The organism is Pseudomonas sp. LRF_L74 (assembly GCF_965644255.1).
In the GTDB taxonomy this organism is placed as follows: domain Bacteria; phylum Pseudomonadota; class Gammaproteobacteria; order Pseudomonadales; family Pseudomonadaceae; genus Aquipseudomonas.
On record NZ_CBFFRH010000002.1, the window covers coordinates 743252 to 761869 of the forward strand.

Here is an 18618-nt window from a genome sequence, read left to right on the forward strand (position 1 = left end):
TGCAGCACATCGCGCGTACTCTTTTATATACGGTCAGTCCAATCTGCTAGTTCAGAAAGTGCGGTTATTTTTTTATCGGCGTATTTAAATATATATGATCTTTTAAGTTCTGATCTCTGCTCGCTCATTGGCCGTCCATCGTTCTCTGTTACTTTTCTACCGCTATCGATTACTCCGCCTAAGCTGGCGTTTTCTTTGTCGGGGTGAGCGGCGGTTACTACTCCTGCATATCCCGCAATTAATATATTATTATCTCCTGCTGTTCGTGCGTATACGTTTAGAAATCGAAAGGCAAGGCTGAACTCTATTTCTTCCTGTGCTGAGTTGTTATGAATAACGCTTCCGTACTCAGTGTCGTCGTAGATACTATGGGTGCCAGGCTTATTGAATTTTTTAAGTTCATTTTTTGACTTTCTATCACCTACTTTTTTAAGATTTTCGATTATGTTCTGTCGTTTTTTGTCGTTACCATCTCTCTGTGTCCACGGATTATAAGTACCTTGGGGAGCATGAAATGGGTCATAGTGAGTTCCGGAGTGACATACGTCTAGAACTATCTTGGTGAAGAGTGGTAGTTGTTGTTTTTCTTTCATGTCGACAAGAAATTTTGCTGTTTCCTCTGGCATCATTCCGGCCATTGTGAAGCCTGATCCATGAGAAACGATAATGGCGGTATTTTCATGAATTCTACGGTATTTTTTTATATTTTTTTCGTCTCCTAGTGCGATTTCATTATCTTCTCTTATCTTTAAAACCTGACTCTCACGCTCTTCTGTTTCGTTAGGTCCTTTTTTGATTGTGTGGTGGATTTTTCCACTGACTTTGTCCCAAATCGCTACGGGAATTAGAGTGTCTGGTGTGGAGGCTCTTGCTATTGCTATATATTCAGTCTCTGGTTTCATCATGTACTTGTACATGAATCCCATTGCACTTTGTGATAGATCCTTTCCCTCGCCAGCAAATATTATTATGAAAATTTTCTTTGTATTCATTTGACGCTCCTCGTCAGAGCTTTCCTTGTTGAGGTGGCGATAGGTTGGTCAGCGAATGAATGAGTGTAGGCGAAAAGTGGAGAGGCCTCTGGCTATACTCCAGCCCTCGGTGGGGCAGGGGGACGCTTCGCCCGGGAGGGATTCCGGTTCAGCCGGCATGGGGCATGAGAAGGGAGATGATGAGCCAGAGCTTCACGACTCGAATCGACCAGCTGTGGAGGGTTGGCAACTGAGCACGATGGCTTGGACCCATTTTGGACCAAAGCCGGTCCTAGTCTGTCCGCCATGGGCCTTTGGGTATCGCCGCTACTTCGGTATTTAGCGGCCTATAGCGGACAGTGACGTGGCCGTCCGGGGTTCGCATCACGCGGCGGCCCGCAGCAGACTCTGACCATCACCAATGACCAGATCCTGTCGCACTGCCTGTTCCTCCTATCCGTAAAGACAACTGGGCTCAGGGCGCGAATAACATCGCGAAGCCTAAGCGGCTGGCTACCAGAAGGAGGTCAACAGACGAGGGTGGCTGCTTGCTAATCGCCGCCGACGGATGGGCTACGAACGCGAGTTGCTGGCGGCGAATGAGGCATGTCGATAGAGTACAGCCGCGTTCGTGAAACTTAACTGAGTGGCGGGCTGCCTGCCATCGAGTCATTGCAACTACGCAGAACGAGGAAATCATGGAACACGATACTTCGAAGAAACTAGCTGCCGAGTTCATAGGCACATTCTGGCTGGTTCTAGGTGGATGCGGCAGCGCCGTGCTCGCGGCGGGCTTTCCTGATGTCGGTATTGGCTTTGTGGGAGTCTCGCTAGCCTTTGGCCTGACAGTGTTGACCGGGGCCTATGCATTGGGGCCGATTTCAGGGGGGCACTTCAATCCAGCGGTGTCAGTTGGCCTAGCGGTAGCAGGGCGCTTCAAACCCGCCCTGCTACCCGGCTATATCATCGCCCAAGTGATCGGCGCCATCGCAGCCGCAGGAGTGATCTATCTGATTGCCACCGGTAAGCCTGGGGCAGATATCGGCGGCTTCGCCACCAACGGCTACGGCGTAAATTCGCCGGGCCAGTATGGTTTGTTCGCTGCCGCGTTGTGCGAAGTCGTTCTAACGGCTGTCTTCTTGATTGTCATTCTCGGCGCTACAGCAAAGCGGGCATCAGCTGGCTTTGCGGGCTTGACGATCGGGCTTTGTCTCACGCTGATTCATCTAATCTCGATCCCCGTGACCAATACCTCTGTGAATCCTGCTCGCAGCACGGGGCCGGCATTGTTCGGCCCCAGCTATGCCATATCCGAACTCTGGCTGTTCTGGCTTGCACCAATCGCTGGCGCGATAATCGGTGCGTTGCTGTACAAGATATTGCTGTCGGAGGACTGAGGCCTCTGAGAGGGTATTGGGGGCCTGAAAAACAGTTCCAGAACTGGAGGGTAGGCCCTAGATTATGTACGAAAAGTGCCTGCGCTCGGTGATGCTTCGTTAAAAACGGGTTCGGAATGCTCATTTACAACGCGTAAACTCCGCTTCCTCACCCGTTTTTGCCTCGCCTGACCTTCGCTCGACGACTTTTCGTACAGAACCTAGATATGACGCGGGGTAGAGCCGGCATAGTTTCGACTGAGTAATGGGACGCGCAGAGCATTCGAACCCGCGAAGTGTTTGATTTTAAATGGCGGATTGCAAATTCGTGTACGCTGGTTCGATTCCGACATCGACCTCCATATTGGAAAACCCCGCAGGTTAGCGCCTGCGGGGTTTTTATTGTCCTCAGAAAACCCCTTCACAGCATTTTGAAGGATTTCAGGTGGCTCGCCTTGATCAGGCTTTGGCTGTAGTGATGTCGAGGCCGAGTCAGCACTTGATCGGCAGAGCCTGACTCGACGACTTTGCCGTCTTGCATTACCAGAACCTGATCGGCGATTTTCTGCACCACGGCAAGATCGTGGGATATGAACAGGATGCCCATCTGGCGCTGCTCTTTGAGTGCCAGCAGCGTTTCCAGCACCGAGGCCTGCACGGATACGTCGAGTGCCGATGTCGGCTCGTCGCAGACCAGGAGTTCGGGGTCGCAGATCAATGCTCGAGCGAGGCTCACTCTCTGCTTCTCGCCGCCCGATAGCTGATGCGGCAGGCGCGCCAGGTGTTGCTCCGTGAGTTGCACTTGGGCGAGTGCCAGGTGCACACGCTCGTCGATCCTGCCTGCATCGGTTTCGCCTGCTTGCAGCAGTGGGCGGGCAATGATCCGGCGTACGTCGTGATGGGGGTTGAGCGAGCTGCCGGGGTTCTGGAACACCATCTGCAGCAGTCGCTGCCGTTGAGCGGGGCGGTGCGCGGCGAGCCCGGCGAGAGGTTCGCCGTCCAGTTTGAGGGTGCCGCTATTGGGGGCGAGCATGCCCATGATGCAGCGGGCCAGGGTGGACTTGCCCGAGCCGCTTTCGCCGACTATGGCAACGATTTCGCCGGAGCGCACCTGCAACGCGACCTTGGACAGTGCATGTTTGTGCTGGATGCGCAGTGGCATGTGCCACTGCCTGAAGGTCTTGTCCAGTCCGTCGATTGTCAGCATGGCCGGCCTGTCACTGGCCGGGCGATGTGGTTTTGCTCTGGCGTCTTCGAGCAACTGCGGAATGGCATCGAGCAGGCGCCGGGTATAAGCGTGCTGGGGTCGCTGCAGAATTTCGCTGACGCTGCCTTCTTCCACCAGGCGCCCGGCCAGGAGTACACCGACCCGTGAACAGAGACGTGAAACGATGCCCAGGTCGTGGCTGATCAGGAGGATCGCGCAGTGGGTCTCCTGGCGTAGCCGCTCGATCAGCTGGATCAGCTTTACCGTGGTGTCGGCATCGAGCCCGGTGGTGGGCTCGTCCATGATCAGCAGGCGAGGGGTGCAGGCCAGGGCCATGGCGATCAGTGCGCGCTGCTGTTGACCACCGGACAACTGGTGGGGATAGCGCCTGGCCAGGAGGTGCGGATCGGGCAGTTCGACCTGTTCGAGCAGTTGCACGACCCGTCTGCCGATAGCGGCAGTATCCATGTCGGTATGGCGTCGCAGCACCTCGCCGATCTGGCGGCCGACAGGCATGGAGGGATTCAGCGCACTCAAGGCGTTTTGCGGGACATAGGCGATGCGATTGCCCAGCAGTGCCTGCATTTGCCCTTCGGCGAGCAGCGCCAGGTCGCCGCCTTCGAAGTTGACTTGGCCCCGTATCACCCGACCCTCGCCCAGGTTGCGCAGGATCGCCGAGGCCGTGGTCGATTTTCCCGAACCCGACTCGCCGATCAGCCCGTAGGACTCACCAGCCGCGATGCTCAGGGAAAGGTCGGCGATGGCCGGTGGTTGCCGGTCCCGGTAGACCACGGTCAGGTCGCGGATGTCGAGAACTGCGACAGCTTGCTTGCTCATCGATGTGTCCCCGAAGCGTGGATGGACAGGATTCGCCGCAGGCGCTCACCGAAGCCCAGGGTCAGCAGCGACACGAGGGAGATGGCGGCGCATGGAAATATCACCAGCCAGGGGGCGAACTGGATGAATTGCTGGCCTTCCTTGACCATCAGGCCCCAGGCCGGGGTCGGCGGGTGCACGCCCAGCCCCAGGTAGCTCAGCGAGGCCGCGATGAGGATGGCATAGGCGATGCGCAGCGCCAGGTCGACCACCACGATTGGCCACAGGTTGGGCAGCAGCTCGTGAAGCAGGACGTAGGTGGTGCGTTCCTGGCGGATGCGACAGGCGAGGATGAAGTCGCGCTGAGCGAGCTCCACCACCGCGCTACGGATCAGGCGGGCAGAGCGCGGCCAGAATACCAGGGCGATTGCCGCCACGGCGGTGGACAACTGGCCGCCGGCCACGGCGACCACCAGCATGGCCAGGATCAGTCCTGGCAGCGAAATCAGCACGTCGAGGCTACGCATGACCAACTCGTCGCGCCAGCCGCCCCAATAGCCAGCCAGCAGGCCGGTCAGGGTGCCGGCGGCAACCGCGATGAGGGCGCTGAGCAGCGCTGGCAACAGGGTTGGACGAGTACCTTCCAGCACTCGGCTGAGGACATCGCGGCCGTACTCATCGGTACCGAACGGATGGCTCCAGGATGGCGGGGACAGCACTGCCGTGGCGTCGAACTGCTCCGACGAATAGGGTGCCAGCTCGGGGGCGATCAGGATCAGCAACACGGCGAGCATGACGAAATACAGCGAGCGATTGAGGCGAGGCATGTGCTGGGCAACCAAAAAAGACATGAGCTGGATCAGTTACGCACGCGCGGCGTCAGCAGCAGGGCGACGACGTCGGCGAGCAGGTTGGCCGCGCTGTAGGCGAAGGCGCTGACCAGCACGCAGCCCTGGATCAATGGCAGGTCGCGGTTGTTGATGGCCAGAACGGTGAGCTGGCCGATGCCGGCGTAGGAGAAGATGGTTTCGATCAGCACCAGCCCGGACAGCAGGTAGCCGAAGTTCAGGCCCATCTCGGTGACCGTCGGTGGCAGCGCATTGGGCAGGGCATGGCGAATGATCACCGTGCGCCGAGACAGGCCCTTGAGGGTTGCCGTGCGTACGTATTCGCTATGCAGGATATCGATGAGGCCCGCGCGGGTGATCTGTACCAGGTAGGCGAGCATCGGCAGGCAGGTGGCGAGCACCGGCAGGACCAGTGCGAGCGGATCGCTCAACGGCGACGCATTGGCGTCCATCAGGCTCGAACCGGGCAGTACATCCAGCCAGAGACTGAAGATCAGGGTCAGCAGGATCGCGATCACGTATTCCGGCAGCGAGAAGAACAGGGTGGTGGTGCGGCTGATCAGCCGGTCTGCCAGGCGTCCCGGCCGGTTGGCCGCCACGCTGGCGAGCAGCAGGGCCAGCGGCACCGCCATGGCCAGTGCCAGGCCGGCGAGAATCAGGGAATTGAGCAGGCGTCCATGAATCAGTTCGGCCACCGGGCGATGCAGGCTGAGTGACTGGCCAAGGTCGCCGTGCAGCAGGTCGCCCAGCCAGTCGAGGTAACGCGCCAGCAGGGGCAGGTTGAGTCCCAGGGTTTCGCGCAACTGGGCAACCTCGGCGTCGCTGGCGTGTTCGCCGAGGATCATGCGCGCGATGTCGCCCGGCAGTACGTTGACGATCAGGAAGATCAGGATCGAGACCAGCAACAGGTTGAGCAGCAGGAATGCCGAGCGACGCAGGATGAATCCGATGATCATCGACCGCTCCCGGCCAGGGCGGCGCCGATACGTTCGAGCAGTTCGTCCAGCAAGGTCGTCGAAGTGGCAAAGTTGAGCCGGGCGAAGGCCGAGGCATCCGCCGAGAAATGCTGGCCCGCGCTGAGGGCGACCCTGGCATTGGCGAGCAGGTAGCTGGCGGCGTCCTGCGGCAGGTCGAAGTCTGAGAAGTCCAGCCAGTACAGGTAGGTGGCCTGGGGGCTGGCGAAGCCGACACGGGGCTGTTGCCGCTGGAAGAAGCGGGTGATGCGGTCACGCTGGTTGCGCAGGTGCTCCAGCAGGGCGTGCAGGTAGGCGTCGCCGTGGGCCCAGCAGGCTGCGCTGGCCTTTATGCCAATCGGGCTGGGGCTGCCGAGCAAGGCCGCAGGAATTTTCTGGTCGAAGCGCCGCAGCAGTTCTTCACTGCCGAAGGCGATGGCCGCGCAACGCAGTGCCTGCAGGTTGAAGCTCTTGGAGGTCGAGGCGAGGGTGACGACACGCTCGCTGGCCTGCAGGCTCGCCAGCGGTACGTGCTGGCCGTCGAACACCAGGTCGGCATGCACCTCGTCGACGATGAGGTAGGCCCCATGCTGTTCGGCCTGCGCGGCAATGGCCCGCAACTCGTCGACGCTAAAGACCCGTCCGGTCGGATTGTGCGGATTGCACAGGACGATGGCGCGCGCACCCTGGGCAAGGCAGTCGGCCAGGTGCTCAAGATCCAGTTGGTAACCTTCGGGCCCGCGGCGCAGCGGGTTGGCGACGAAGCGCCGGCCACAGCTTTCGATCAGTTTTCTGAAGCGCGGGTAGCTGGGGGTCTGCACCACGATGCCGTCGCCCGGCTCGGTGTAGGCGCACAGTGCGGCGACGATGCCCTGGCCAATGTCGTTGAGCGGGCGGATGTGAGCGGCCGGCAAGGCCCAGTCGTAACGTCGCTGCAGATGGCTGGACAACGCATCGCCGAGCAAGGCGCCGAGACGCTCCTCATCGGCGTCGTAACCCAGGTTCGCTTCATCCACGCGTTGCCTGAGCAGGTCGAGCGCGGCGGGGCCGGGTCCCAGGTCGGATTCTGCGACCCAGGCCGGGATGACGTCATCGGCGAACCGTGACCATTTGAGATTCACCCGGCGTGCCTGCGATACCGGCGACAGTTGCAGTTGCGTAGCGGCCATGGGCGACATGCTCAAGTGTCCAGCCAGATCTTGGCCAGGTCGATGACGTCGTAGGCGGGCGGCGCGAAGCCCCGCACCGAGTCACGGGTGGCGCCCATCTGGTTGCGGAAGTAGGGAATCAGCCGATCACCCTTGGCATGCAGTTCCGGCAGCAGTTTTTCCAGTTTGCCCTGGCGCGCCTGCGGGTCGGCCTCGCCCAGCAGGTCATCGAGTTGCGCGTCCAGCCCCGGCAGCACTTCCACGCCGCTGTAGTTCAAGCGCGATTTGCTGTGGTAGTTGAGGTAGAGGTTTTCATAGAGGGTTGCCCCGGCCGACCAGTTGCTGGTGTAGATCGCCTGCTTGCGCACTACCTTGCTGATGTACTCGCTGAACGGTACGTCGACGATATTCAGCCGGATGCCGATCTGCCCGGCGGCCTGTGACAGCGCCAGGGCGATCTTGGGCAGCGGTGGGCGCTCGCTGCAGGTATAGATGCTCAGCTCGAGCGGACCGACCCCCGAGGCCTGGTACAGCGCGCGAGCCTTGTCCAGGTCGCGGCCGTGCGCTGGCAGCGCGGGCAGGGCGCTGCCGGCCGGCATGGGAATGTCGTTGCCGACCTGGCCCTGGCCGAGCAGCGCCGAAGCCAGCAGGAAGTTGCGGTCGAGCAGGTATTTGAAGGCTTCGCGCAGGGTCGGATTGTCGAATGGCGCGATGCCGGCATTGAGCGTCACCTGCTGGAATGCCTTGGAGGCCACCGAATAGGCCTGGATGCCACGCGCGCTGCGCAGGGCGAAGAAGGTTTCCGGTGAAATCTGCGTGATGCAGTCGATCACGCCGGAGCGCAGAGCGGCCTGCTGGGCGACCGCATCACCGATGGCGACGATCTTCACGCCGTCGAGGTAGGCCTTGGATTCGCTCCAGTGGCTTTCGTTGCGCGTCAGGCTCAACGAGCTGCCGGGCTGGAAGTCCTGGAACACGAACGGGCCGGTGCCGATCGGCTTGTCCTGCAGGTTCTCCAGATTGTGCGCGGGCAGGATGCGGGCCCAGCGATGGGCCAACTGTACGGGAAACTCGGCGAACGGCTGGCTGAGTCGAAAGCGCACCTGGTGGTCGTGCTCCGCGATGACCTGCAGCAGCGGGCCGAATACGCCCTGGGCACTGAGGCCGCGCTTGCTGTCATGGGCGCGTTCGACGCTGGCGACCACATCCTTGGCGGTGAAAGGCTGGCCATCGTGGAAGCGCACGCCCTGGCGCAACTGCAAGACCCATTCGCGACCCTCCTGCTCGGCGGCCCAGGACAGCGCCAATTGCGGCTGCGCTTGGTTCTGCTCGTCGAGTACGGTCAGCGCTTCGTAGACCGCCACGGCATATTGCAGGGTGGAGATGCTCGCGGTCGCCTGCGGGTCCAGGTTGTCGGGAGCGTTGGCGAAGGCCATGCGCAGCACGCCGCCACGCTTGCCGGCGGTTGTCCCGGCGAACAAGGGCATTGGCAGCAGCGCGACCAGGCCCAGGCTGGCCGAATTGCGCAGGAAGTCCCGGCGAAACATGCCGGAGCCTTGGAACGGGGAGCGTTTTGCCATGGTAGGAATTCAAGCTGTCCGATTGAGTTGCGCCTGGGCGGCGGCGAGTGGCGCGGGGTCGATGGCGCGTTGCAGATCGACCGCTGCGCCGAGAAAGCCATGTTGTAGCAGGTGGTCATGCTGCGCGGCCAGCAGATCGACGTGGCGTGTGGAAAGATCGATGCCGAGCTGGTCGATGATCCGCTCCGAGTAGGCGCGTTCGACCAATTCCGGCATCAGGCCGGCATCCTGTGCGATGAACGCCCGGGCCGCCTGCTGGTGCTCGCGTGCCCAGTCGACGGCACGCAGCACCTGGACCAGCCAGCGCGTCACCCGTTCGGGATGGCGATCCAGCAGTTCGCCGCTGACGGTCAATAGCAACGGGGTGTCGTTGTTGGCTTCGATGGGGCTGCCCGGCTGGCCCAGGTCGACCACCTCGTGGGCGCCGAGAAAACCGCTGACCAGCGCGGCCATGGCGCCGTGGCTGTAGAAGGCATCGACTTCGCCACGGATCAGGGCGAAGGCTTCTTCGCGCTGGTGACCGAGCATGTAGGTGGCGTCCCAGAGGCTTGCCCGCGCTGCCTTCGAGGTGCTGGAGCCGTCCATGAACGAGCGGTTGGTACGCACCGGGGTGGATTCGACGTCCTGCTCGCCGAGGCCGGCGACTGCCAGCAGGCCTTCGCGACCGCGCAGTGCGGCGGCACGCCAGAAGTCGGTGCTGTCGCTGTCGCGAAAGGGCATGCCCAGGCGCTTGCCACGCAGGTCGGCGGGGCCGCGGATCGCCGATTCGGGCAGGCTCAGGATCGGCCGCCAGGAGCGGTGGCTGGAGCAGCCGATGATGCGGATGTCGCTGCCCTTGGCGAGCTGCATCAATGGCGGGCCATTGCCGCCATGGCGAAAGAGTGCGGGCTGGCTGTAGTCGAAGTGCGCCTGGCGCGTGGCTTTTTCGCTCGACGATGCGAGGGAGCGAACCTGTACCCCAACCTCGGCGAACGTCTCCTCCAGCCAGCCGAGATGCAGGGCGATGCTCAGCGCCGAGGGCACTGGGCAGCGGGTGTACCAGAGGGTATCGGGGAGCGCTGGCTGGATCATGATGGCGAAGACATCCTGCGAAAAATTCGTTGACAGGATCAACGTATCTGTTGAGAGTGTCAACAATGAAATCGCGCAGAGCATGCCCGTCGATGCGCACAAGATGGCAGGAGTAACCGCAGTGGCACAAGGCAAAATGCATCTCGTGGGTTTTCTCAAGACCGGCCCTACGAGCCATCACCACGGAATGTGGCGCCACCCGGATTCGGACATCGAGGACCTGTTGCGGCCATCGCGTTACGAGCACATCGCGCGAGTCCTGGAGCAGGGCTGTTTCGACGCCTGTTTCTTCGCCGATTTCCTGGGGCTTTCCGATCACTATCAGGGCAGTTTCGAGGCGACGCTGGGGCTCGGCGGGCAACTGAGCCTGCTCGATCCATTGCTGGTACTGCCGCTGATGGCGCGGGCCACGTCGCACATCGGCCTGGGTGTCACGCTGTCGAGCACGTTCTATGAGCCGTACCATATCGCCCGGACCTTCGCCACGCTCGACCACCTGAGCAACGGCCGGGTGGCGTGGAACGTGGTGACGTCCAACAGCGCCATCGAGGCGCGCAACTTCGGCCACGAGCAACTGCCGCCCCGCGATACCCGCTACGGGCGCGCCGATGAAGTGCTGGCGGCCTGCCATGCGCTGTGGCAGGGCTGGGAGCCCGACGTGCTGAAGATGGACCGCGAAAGCGGCGTGTTCGCCGATCACACCAAGGTCCGCTACGCCGATTTCGCCGGCCAGCATGTGAGCACCCGCGGCCCGTTGTCGATCCCGCGCTCGCCACAGGTCAGCCCGGTGATCATGCAGGCGGGCTCGTCCGAGCAGGGGCGCGCGTTCGCGGCCCGGCATGCGGAGATCGTCTACACCATCCTGTCGAGCAAGCAACAGATGCAGGCGTTCTACCGTGACATCAAGACGCGTGTGGAGCAGGCCGGCAGAAACCCCGCGCATTGCGCGATCCTGCCGTCGATCGACGTGGTCCTCGGCGAGACGGAGAGCATCGCCCGCGAGAAGGCCGAGTACCTGGAAAGCCTGATCCATCCCAAGCTGGCGATGGGGCTGCTGTCGATGCACCTGGGTATCGATTTCTCGCGTTACTCGCCCGACCAGCCGATGGCCGAGATCGAACCGGGCGAAGGCTCGCTCGGCCAGTTCGAAATGGTCCGCGCCACCGCTGCCGCCGACAACCTCACCCTGGCGCAGACTGCGCGCCGTTATGGCGCTGGTGCCATGTCGCCACAGGTGGTCGGCACGCCGAAGCAGGTCGCCGATTACCTGGAAGAACTGTTCACCGAACAGGCCTGCGACGGCTTCATGCTGGCGCCCACCACTTACCCCGGCACCTTCGAGCAATTCGTTCGTGGCGTCGTTCCCGAGCTACAGCGTCGCGGGCTGTTCCGTACCCGGTACAGCGCAACGACGCTGCGCGAACACCTTCGCGGTCAGTGAGACCGCCAGCGGACCGATGCTCCGGGTGGAGTTCGGCCATGTATTTGATCTGGAGAACAACACGTGTCTGAAGTGACAAACCCCGATGAACTCGTCCAGCGCTACCTCGGCTACCTCGGCCCGGCCCCGGAAAACTGGGTGCCGGCCACGCCGGGCGTGGATGTCGACGTGCTGGTCGTCGGCGCCGGCCACACCGGCCTGAGCCTGGGCTACGCCCTGCAGCGTGCCGGCATCGCCAACAGCCTGGTGATCGATGCCGCCGAAGAAGGCCAGCAGAGCATCTGGCGTGGGCGGGCACGCATGAAAACCCTGCGTACGCCGAAGACGGCCCCTGGCCCGGAGCTGGGCAACCCGGTGCTCGGCTTCCAGGCCTGGTTCGAGACGCGCAACGGCGCGGAGGCGTTCGCCGCCATCGGCCGCATCCCGACGCCGCTGTGGGCCGAGTACCTGGATTGGCTGCGCGGTGTGCTCAAGGTGCCGGTCCGCTTCGCTACCCGCCTGGTGGCCGTGGAGCCCAGGGGCGAGCATGTCGCGGTGACCCTGCAAGCGCCAGCCGGGCAGCAGGTGCTGACGGTGCGCAAGCTGGTGCTGGCCACCGGTCTGGGGGGCTTGGGCGGGGCGAACATCCCGGCGCTGGTCAGGGAGTTGCCGGAACGCTTCTACAGCCATAGCGACTCGTCCATCGATTTCAGTTCCTTCGCCGACAAGCGCGTGGCCGTGCTGGGGGCCGGCCCGTCCGCCTTCGACCAGGCCGCCACGGCGCTGGAGGCGGGCGCCAGCGAGGTGCACCTGTACGTACGTGGCAAGGACCTGGTACGCACCCCGGCCTATCGCGCAGCGGTCTACCCCGGCGCTGACAGTTTCCATCTGCTGCCCGATGCGGATCGCTGGCAGGTGGTCAATCACTTCCTGTCCCGGGGTACCAACCCGCCGACCGACTCGGTACTGCGCGCCACCGCGTTCAAGAATTTCTGGATTCACCTGGACTCCGCCTGGGACGAACTGACTGTCGAAGGCGATCAGGTACGGGTGCGCAGCGCTGAGGAAAGCCTGCCGTTCGATCACCTGATCCTGGCCACCGGCTTTGCCGTCGACCCCGCACTGCGTCCCGAGCTCAAGGCCATCGCCGACGATATCGCATTGTGGCAGGACCGCTACACGCCGCCGGCCGAGGCGAACAACGCGGCGGTTGGGCGTTATCCCTACCTGGGCAACAAGTACGAGTTGCAGCCCAGGGTCGCAGGGAATGGCGAGTACCTGAAGAACATCCACGCCTTCAACTACTCGGCGTTCGTCACCTTCTGCCGTGTGCTGGGCGACATTCCGAGCCTGCGCGTCGCCGTACCGCGCCTGGTCAGCGGCATCAGCGAGGACCTGTTCCTGGCCGACCGCGAAGCGCATCTGGCGCGTCTCACCCGTGACGTCGAGCCAGACCTGAGCGGTGAGGAATACGTCGCCAACCTGTGGCACGGACGAGAGGCGCGATGAGCATCGCCACGCGGCGCATCGGGGCGGGCGGGCCGGAGGTCTCCGCCCTGACCCTGGGGTCCTGGCACACCTATGACCGCATGCCGTTCGAGCGCACCGTTGAATTGCTGAGGCAGGCTCACGCGAGGGGCGTCAATGCCTTCGACGTGGGTATGTATGGCAGCACGCTGGTGCGCCCTGACGACGAGGACATCGGCTCGTTCACCGACGTGCTGTTCGCCCATGCCGTTCGTGTCGCCGGTATCGCCCGCGAGCGCTACACCCTGTCGATCAAGGCCTGGGTGGGTAGCGTGCCGATCGCCGAGCAGGTACGCCGGCAATTGCATCGCCTGGGCGAGACTCGCGCGGACTTTCTGATTCTGGGCGACATCTATGAGCAGGTCGACCTGGCCGGGCTGGTCGCCGAGGTCGGCGAGCTGATCGGCGCAGGGCTGTTTTCCCACTGGGGCGTGGCCAACTGGTCAGCCGAGCAGTTGCAGCAGAGCTGGCAGCACGCGCTTCGGCTCGGGCTGCCCGGACCGCAGACCACACACCTGCGCTACAACCTGTTCCGCCGTTCGGTGGCGGAGGGCGAGCCGATGCGTGAGGTGCTCGAAACCTACGGCATGACCATTCATGCCAGCGATTGCCTGGAAGGCGGTGTGGTGGCGGGACGCCGGGATGCCAGCCGGCCGGTGGCCTACGATCATGGCCAACTGAGGCCGCGCATGGTCGAGCTGTTACCCGGGTACGAAGCCGTGGCACGGCGCCTTGGCGCGACGCCGGCGCAACTGGGCCTGGTCTTCTGCCTGGCCAATCCCCATGTCAGCGGTGTGGTGGTGGGCGTTTCCCGGCTCGAACAACTGGACGAGAATCTGCAGGCGCTGGATATCCTGCAGCGAATCGGTGCCACTGTAGTGCGTGAGGAACTGCAGCGTTTCTGGGTGGACAAGGACGTGGTGGACCCGCGCGCCTCCTGGGGCACGCGCGTTGATGCGGTGAAACCGGACTATCGTCGCAAGGGGGCGAGCTACCGCGTGGAGTAGGGCGGCGGCGAGCCCGACTTTCAAAGGTTGGGCTTGACCCCGGAGTTCCAGAGTTTCGCCAGCAGGCGCCGCAATTCGACGCGCTCCTTGGGCTGCAGGGCCTGGAAGAAGGTTTCTTCCTGCTTGCGGATATCCCGCTTGAGCGCTGTGGCGACCTGCTCGCCCTCGACGGTGAGATAGAGGTTCTGGCGGCGTTTTTCCGTCTGGTCCACTTCGCGCCTGAGCAGTCCTTGCTTCTCCAGCCCCTGCACGATGCGGAAGGTGCCGGAGCGGTCATTGCAGAAGGCGTCGGCGATCTCCATCTGGCTGATGCCCGGGCGTTCGGCGATCATGAACAGCGTGGAGGATTTACCCGCCCCGGCGCCGAGCGGCGTGGAGGCCAGCAGCGTGTCACTGGCGTGGCCGAGCTCCTTCGCCACCATTCGGAAATACACGCTGGTCAGTTCGGAGAAAAAACCGCTGTCCAGTAGGTCGACCTGCTTGTCGTGGGTAGCCGTGGCGGGAGGCGAGGGGGTCTTGTTTCGTGCCAAACCGGTGTCCTTGGATGCTGTGGGCGATTGGCGGCAGGTTACCACCTTGGGCCAGGAGTGAGCAGCGCTGATGGCGCAGCGGCGATTGTACAAATTCTATTTCTTTTGGGTATATGCAAAGACAAAACAGACTGTTGATCTTCTCAACATTATTGTTGAGGATGTCAACAGTTGGTCGTATCAACCTCAACCGGACAACCAGGCGGGGTGCTTCCGATCATTGGCCTCTTGCGAGGCGCTTAGAAGTCGTTCCGAGCGCGATGGCGACGAGAACGTATAAATGATCCAACGAGGAACATCATGCCGAGTCCAAATACCCGAGACCCTTTATCCCGGCAAGGCTTCAGGCTTGCCCGAACGAACACCTTGCTGCGCGCCATCATGCTTGGCAGTGCTGCCCTGGCCAGCGTGCCCGCGCAGTCCGCCGAGGTGCAGGGCGGTGCCAAAGCGGATGCCAGCCTGGACACCGTGGTGGTGGTCGGCTCGCGCCGTACCGACCAGACACGCCTGACCAGTGCCGCGCCCGTCGACGTGATCAGCAATGAGCAACTGACCCGCAGCGGTACCACCAGCTTGTCCCAGGCGCTGCAGAACCTGCTGCCGTCGTTCAACTTCCCGCAGAACAACACCACCAACCGTCCGGCCCAGTCCGTGCGTTCGTTCAGCCTGCGCGGGCTGTCGCCCGACGAAACCCTGGTGCTGGTAAACGGCAAGCGCCGCCACAAGTCAGCCCGCGTGGCGCCTTCGGAAATGTTTGGTGCCGGTGCCAACGTCTCGGATCTGGACACCATCCCGATCAGTGCCATCGACCACATCGAGGTGCTGCGTGACGGTGCCTCGGCCCTGTATGGCTCCGATGCCATCGCCGGGGTGATCAACATCGTGCTCAAGGAAGTCGATGACGGTCACGGCGGCATCTCCACCCAGGTCGGCCAGTTCAGCAAGGGCGACGGCCTGCGCAAGTCGATCAATGGTTACTACGGCATTACCCTGCCCAACGACGGTTTCGTGACCCTGAGCCTCGACACCTTCGACCGGCAGAAAGCCTATAACGGCATCGCCGATACCCGGCAGATGTATTTCGCCGGCGATGCCCGCGAGTCGAGTTTCGCCCAGCGCAAATGGTTCTACGGTTCGGGCGAGGCGGACCAGTATTCCCTGGGCCTGAACTCCGAGTACGGCTTCAGCGACACGCTGCGCGGATATACCTTCGCCACCTATGCCAAGGGCAACACCGACATCATCGGTTTTCTGCGCCCGCCACGGGACAACAACACCTATCGGGCTTACTACCCCGATGGCTACCAGCCCGGCAACTCCACCGATACCGAAGATCTGGCGCTGACCACTGGCCTGCGTTTCGATGCAGGGGACAGCGGGCAGTTCGACTTCAGCGTCGGTTATGGGCGCAACGCCTATGACGAATCCGTGCATGACTCGGTGAACGTTTCCATGGGCAGCGACAGCCCGACCAGTTTTTACAGTGGCGGTCGGGTCGGCAGCGAGGTTTCCACCAACCTGGAGTACAAGAACAGCATCGATGTCGCCGGCCTGGCCAAGCCATTGGAAGTCGCCGCCGGGATCGGTTATCGCAACGAGCGCATCCAGACTCGCGCGGGCGATCCGGCGTCCTACATCAACGGCGGTGTGCCGATTGCCGATGGTCCCAACGCCGGTAACTCGGCACCCTCGGGGGCCCAGGGTTATGGCGGATTGCAGCCCTCCGACGCGGGGACTTTCCGGCGCGATAACTTCAGCGCCTATTTCGGCCTGGAAAACCAGGTCACCGATAAGCTCCAGCTGGGTTCGGCGATACGCTTCGAGCGCTATTCCGACTTCGGCAGCAAGACCACCGGCAAGCTCAGCGGTCGTTACGACTTCACGCCCGAGTTCGCCCTGCGTGGCTCGGTGAGCACGGGGTTCCATGCGCCGTCGCTGGCGCAGCAGACCTATTCATCGACCTCGACCGTGCCGATCAACGGCGTGCTGTACCAGTCAGCGGTGCTGCCGGTCAGCAGCCCGGTCGCTCAAGCGCTCGGGGCGACCGATCTCAAGCCAGAGAAGTCGCTCAACCTGACCTTGGGCTTCGTCTACCGGCCGGCGTCCAATGTCTCGGTGACGCTGGATGCCTATCAGATCGACATCGATGACCGCCTGGTCTTCACCGATCGCCTGAGCGGCACCTATGTAACCGCCGCACTGCAGCGGGCAGGCGTGACCAACTACAGCAACGTGGCGTTCTTCACCAATGGCCTGGACACCCGGACCCGGGGGGCGGACCTGGTGTTCGACTACAGCACCCAGCTGGCACGGCATCCGCTCAAGCTGTCGGCCGCCGCCAGCGTATCGAATACCGTCATCACCGGCGTTCGCGACCTGCCGTCGCAGTTGCAGGGTTCAGGCCTGAACCTGCTGGGCAATGTGGCGCGTACCGTGGTGACCGATGCCAGCCCGAAGAACAAGCTGCGCTTCGGCGCCCTGTATAGCGTGGATGACTTCGATATCGACCTGGCCTTCATCCGCTATGGCGAGTATCGCGATGCATCGCCGGGTTATCGCCAGGAACTGGCGGCCCAATGGGTGACCAACCTGAACATCGGCTATCACGTCAACGACAAGCTCAAGTTGCGGGTCGGCGCGGACAACCTGTTCAACACCCATCCCGAGAAGCTGGATGTCGCGGGGCGCGCACCGGTTGTCTACGAGTATTCGGCATTCGCTCCGGACGGCGCCTTCGGCACCTTCCTGTATGCCGGTCTCGATTACAACTTCTGAGGACCAACACAGGTAGAACTCATGCAGTCGGTCGCGGCTGCATGGTTTTTCATTTGTCTGAGTGACGAGCATGAGCGATTTCTACCCGCGTTGCCGGACGCTGCTTGGGTGTGTGGCACTGCTGTTGTCTGGGTCGCCAAGTTATGCCACGCAGGTATTTGATGCACGGCAAGGAGACATGGAGCTGTCCCCATTCTATGCCTGGAGCGCCAGGGTTCCAGCACATGGAGCCTTGCTCCGTCACCAACCGTTGCCTGCTTCCCAGGTTTTGCAAAACGCCCTCATTGGCGAACGAATTCTCTACAGTTCGACCGACGGTCTTGACGGCCAAAGCCGCATTTACGCCTCGGCCCAGGTATTCATCCCCCGTGGCCAGGTGCCCGCAGGGGGATGGCCAACGCTGATCTGGGGACATGGCGCGAAGGGGCTGGCTGACGTATGCGCGCCATCCTGGGCGGGCTACTCACAAAAGGACCAGCAGTACCTGAACCAGTGGCTTGCCAGCGGCTTCGCCATCGTGGCCAGCGATTATCAGGGGCTCGGCGTGACAGGCCCGCATCCATTGATGAACGTACCGGCCCTTGCCTTCAGCATGCTGGATGCGGTGCTCGGCGCGCGCTCCGGTTTTCCAGCGTTGAGTGGCCCGCTGTTTCTGGTCGGCCATTCCCAGGGCGGCACGGCGGCCATCGCGGCCGCTTCATACGCTTCCAGCTACACGCCGGATCTGCAGATTGCGGGAGTAGTAGCCTCGGGCATCGTTTTCCAACGCCATCGCCACGCCGGCCCCTTGCCTGATGATCGTGATCCGGCCGACAGCGAAGGGGGCGATCCTTCATCCATCCGGTATGACCTGCTGAACTTCATGGTGGCCCAGCAGCTAGAGCCAGAGCTAATGGATGAAGATCGTTTCAAGCCAGATGCCATTCCTTTGCTGAACCGATTGAGAACCGCTTGCACGGCAGACGTAATCACCGATGCCATTGCGCTCGGTCGGCCGAGAAGCCAGCTACTGGTCATGCATGCTGAGCGTTATCAGGCTTTCTTGCGCAAACGGCCCGAATTGATCGAGCGCTACCAGACATTCCCACGTCTGGACTTTGCCTTCCCCGCATTCATCCCGATAGGTGCGAGCGACCTTGCATTACCCGCGAGCAACCAGTTGCAGCTGGTCAAAGATATCTGTGACGCCGGGACCCATGCTGAATCTCGCATCTACGCCGGGGCAGGGCATGGCGATACCGCCGCTCGTTCTTTCGACGATGCCATTGCGTTCGCTCGAAGGGTGCAACGGCACACTGCAGTTGCGTGCCCCCGTGACCAGGCGACAGCCCAGGGGGATCACTGATGGTTTGGGGGCGTCGGCCGACTTTATGGGTTGTTATATCGTAA

At 62.2% G+C, this 18618-nt stretch carries 14 protein-coding genes and 1 pseudogene; 7 read left to right on the top strand and 8 right to left on the bottom strand.

Annotated features, from left to right (window positions below; genetic code table 11):
* Window positions 1-23: 23 nt before the first annotated feature.
* Window positions 24-992 (bottom strand): hypothetical protein, encoded by a 969-nt coding sequence (locus tag ACSZPK_RS08285; protein ID WP_437880948.1) that lies wholly within the window; start codon window positions 990-992, stop codon window positions 24-26.
* A 107-nt stretch (window positions 993-1099) separates the two neighbouring features.
* Here ACSZPK_RS08285 and ACSZPK_RS08290 point away from each other — a divergent pair.
* Both ACSZPK_RS08290 and aqpZ read left to right on the top strand, forming a co-directional pair.
* A pseudogene (locus ACSZPK_RS08290) lies at window positions 1100-1225 on the top strand (DUF4113 domain-containing protein); the annotation flags it as partial.
* Window positions 1226-1669: 444 nt separating this feature from the next.
* On the top strand, window positions 1670-2368 hold the full coding sequence (gene aqpZ, locus ACSZPK_RS08295) for an aquaporin Z (RefSeq protein WP_437880949.1): 699 nt from the start codon (window positions 1670-1672) through the stop codon (window positions 2366-2368).
* Between the two features lie 400 nt (window positions 2369-2768).
* Here aqpZ and nikE read toward each other — a convergent pair whose 3' ends face one another.
* From nikE to ACSZPK_RS08325, 6 genes are read right to left on the bottom strand one after another with little or no spacing between them, the layout of a single operon-like run.
* A complete protein-coding gene (nikE, locus tag ACSZPK_RS08300) occupies window positions 2769-4391 on the bottom strand; it encodes a nickel ABC transporter ATP-binding protein NikE (protein ID WP_437880950.1) in 1623 nt (540 codons plus the stop codon).
* Complete coding sequence (locus tag ACSZPK_RS08305) at window positions 4388-5221, bottom strand: ABC transporter permease (RefSeq protein WP_437880951.1); 834 nt, start codon at window positions 5219-5221, stop codon at window positions 4388-4390. Before ACSZPK_RS08305 ends, nikE begins: the two co-directional genes overlap by 4 nt.
* 8 nt (window positions 5222-5229) lie before the next feature.
* A complete protein-coding gene (locus ACSZPK_RS08310) occupies window positions 5230-6174 on the bottom strand; it encodes an ABC transporter permease (protein WP_437880952.1) in 945 nt (314 codons plus the stop codon).
* Window positions 6171-7349 (bottom strand): MalY/PatB family protein, encoded by a 1179-nt coding sequence (locus ACSZPK_RS08315; protein ID WP_437880953.1) that lies wholly within the window; start codon window positions 7347-7349, stop codon window positions 6171-6173. The genes ACSZPK_RS08310 and ACSZPK_RS08315 overlap by 4 nt, the downstream gene beginning before the upstream one ends.
* Before the next feature lie 2 nt (window positions 7350-7351).
* On the bottom strand, window positions 7352-8899 hold the full coding sequence (locus tag ACSZPK_RS08320) for an ABC transporter substrate-binding protein (protein ID WP_437880954.1): 1548 nt from the start codon (window positions 8897-8899) through the stop codon (window positions 7352-7354).
* A gap of 9 nt (window positions 8900-8908) precedes the next feature.
* Window positions 8909-9970 carry an ABC transporter substrate-binding protein gene (locus tag ACSZPK_RS08325; RefSeq protein ID WP_437880955.1) on the bottom strand — a complete coding sequence of 354 codons (1062 nt, stop codon included), beginning with the start codon at window positions 9968-9970 and terminating at the stop codon, window positions 8909-8911.
* Between the two features lie 121 nt (window positions 9971-10091).
* Here ACSZPK_RS08325 and ACSZPK_RS08330 point away from each other — a divergent pair, with 121 nt between their 5' ends.
* From ACSZPK_RS08330 to ACSZPK_RS08340, 3 genes are all read left to right on the top strand, one after another.
* Complete coding sequence (locus tag ACSZPK_RS08330) at window positions 10092-11411, top strand: LLM class flavin-dependent oxidoreductase (RefSeq protein ID WP_437880956.1); 1320 nt, start codon at window positions 10092-10094, stop codon at window positions 11409-11411.
* Between the two features lie 63 nt (window positions 11412-11474).
* Complete coding sequence (locus ACSZPK_RS08335; RefSeq protein ID WP_437880957.1) at window positions 11475-12899, top strand: NAD(P)-binding domain-containing protein; 1425 nt, start codon at window positions 11475-11477, stop codon at window positions 12897-12899.
* Entirely contained in the window at window positions 12896-13924 is a 1029-nt protein-coding gene (locus tag ACSZPK_RS08340; protein ID WP_437880958.1) for an aldo/keto reductase, read from the top strand. Before ACSZPK_RS08335 ends, ACSZPK_RS08340 begins: the two co-directional genes overlap by 4 nt.
* Before the next feature lie 20 nt (window positions 13925-13944).
* Here the strand turns inward: ACSZPK_RS08340 and ACSZPK_RS08345 are convergent, their stop codons facing one another.
* Entirely contained in the window at window positions 13945-14454 is a 510-nt protein-coding gene (locus ACSZPK_RS08345) for a MarR family winged helix-turn-helix transcriptional regulator (RefSeq protein WP_437880959.1), read from the bottom strand.
* Window positions 14455-14820: 366 nt separating this feature from the next.
* On the opposite strand from ACSZPK_RS08345, the gene ACSZPK_RS08350 reads away from it, so the two are divergent.
* The gene (locus ACSZPK_RS08350; RefSeq protein ID WP_437880960.1) at window positions 14821-17229 is read left to right on the top strand and encodes a TonB-dependent receptor plug domain-containing protein; all 2409 of its coding nucleotides are present in this window, start codon (window positions 14821-14823) and stop codon (window positions 17227-17229) included.
* Between the two features lie 70 nt (window positions 17230-17299).
* Window positions 17300-18574, top strand: a complete 1275-nt coding sequence (locus ACSZPK_RS08355; RefSeq protein WP_437880961.1) for a lipase family protein — start codon at window positions 17300-17302, stop codon at window positions 18572-18574.
* Window positions 18575-18618: the final 44 nt, after the last annotated feature.

Coding starts and splice junctions, on each gene's coding strand:
- ACSZPK_RS08310 (WP_437880952.1), bottom strand. CDS start 6,174: ATGATCATCGGATTCATCCTGCGTCGCTCGGCATTCCTGCTGCTCAAC.
- ACSZPK_RS08355 (WP_437880961.1), top strand. CDS start 17,300: ATGAGCGATTTCTACCCGCGTTGCCGGACGCTGCTTGGGTGTGTGGCA.
- ACSZPK_RS08305 (WP_437880951.1), bottom strand. CDS start 5,221: ATGTCTTTTTTGGTTGCCCAGCACATGCCTCGCCTCAATCGCTCGCTG.
- ACSZPK_RS08325 (WP_437880955.1), bottom strand. CDS start 9,970: ATGATCCAGCCAGCGCTCCCCGATACCCTCTGGTACACCCGCTGCCCA.
- ACSZPK_RS08285 (WP_437880948.1), bottom strand. CDS start 992: ATGAATACAAAGAAAATTTTCATAATAATATTTGCTGGCGAGGGAAAG.
- ACSZPK_RS08320 (WP_437880954.1), bottom strand. CDS start 8,899: ATGGCAAAACGCTCCCCGTTCCAAGGCTCCGGCATGTTTCGCCGGGAC.
- ACSZPK_RS08315 (WP_437880953.1), bottom strand. CDS start 7,349: ATGTCGCCCATGGCCGCTACGCAACTGCAACTGTCGCCGGTATCGCAG.
- aqpZ (WP_437880949.1), top strand. CDS start 1,670: ATGGAACACGATACTTCGAAGAAACTAGCTGCCGAGTTCATAGGCACA.
- nikE (WP_437880950.1), bottom strand. CDS start 4,391: ATGAGCAAGCAAGCTGTCGCAGTTCTCGACATCCGCGACCTGACCGTG.
- ACSZPK_RS08340 (WP_437880958.1), top strand. CDS start 12,896: ATGAGCATCGCCACGCGGCGCATCGGGGCGGGCGGGCCGGAGGTCTCC.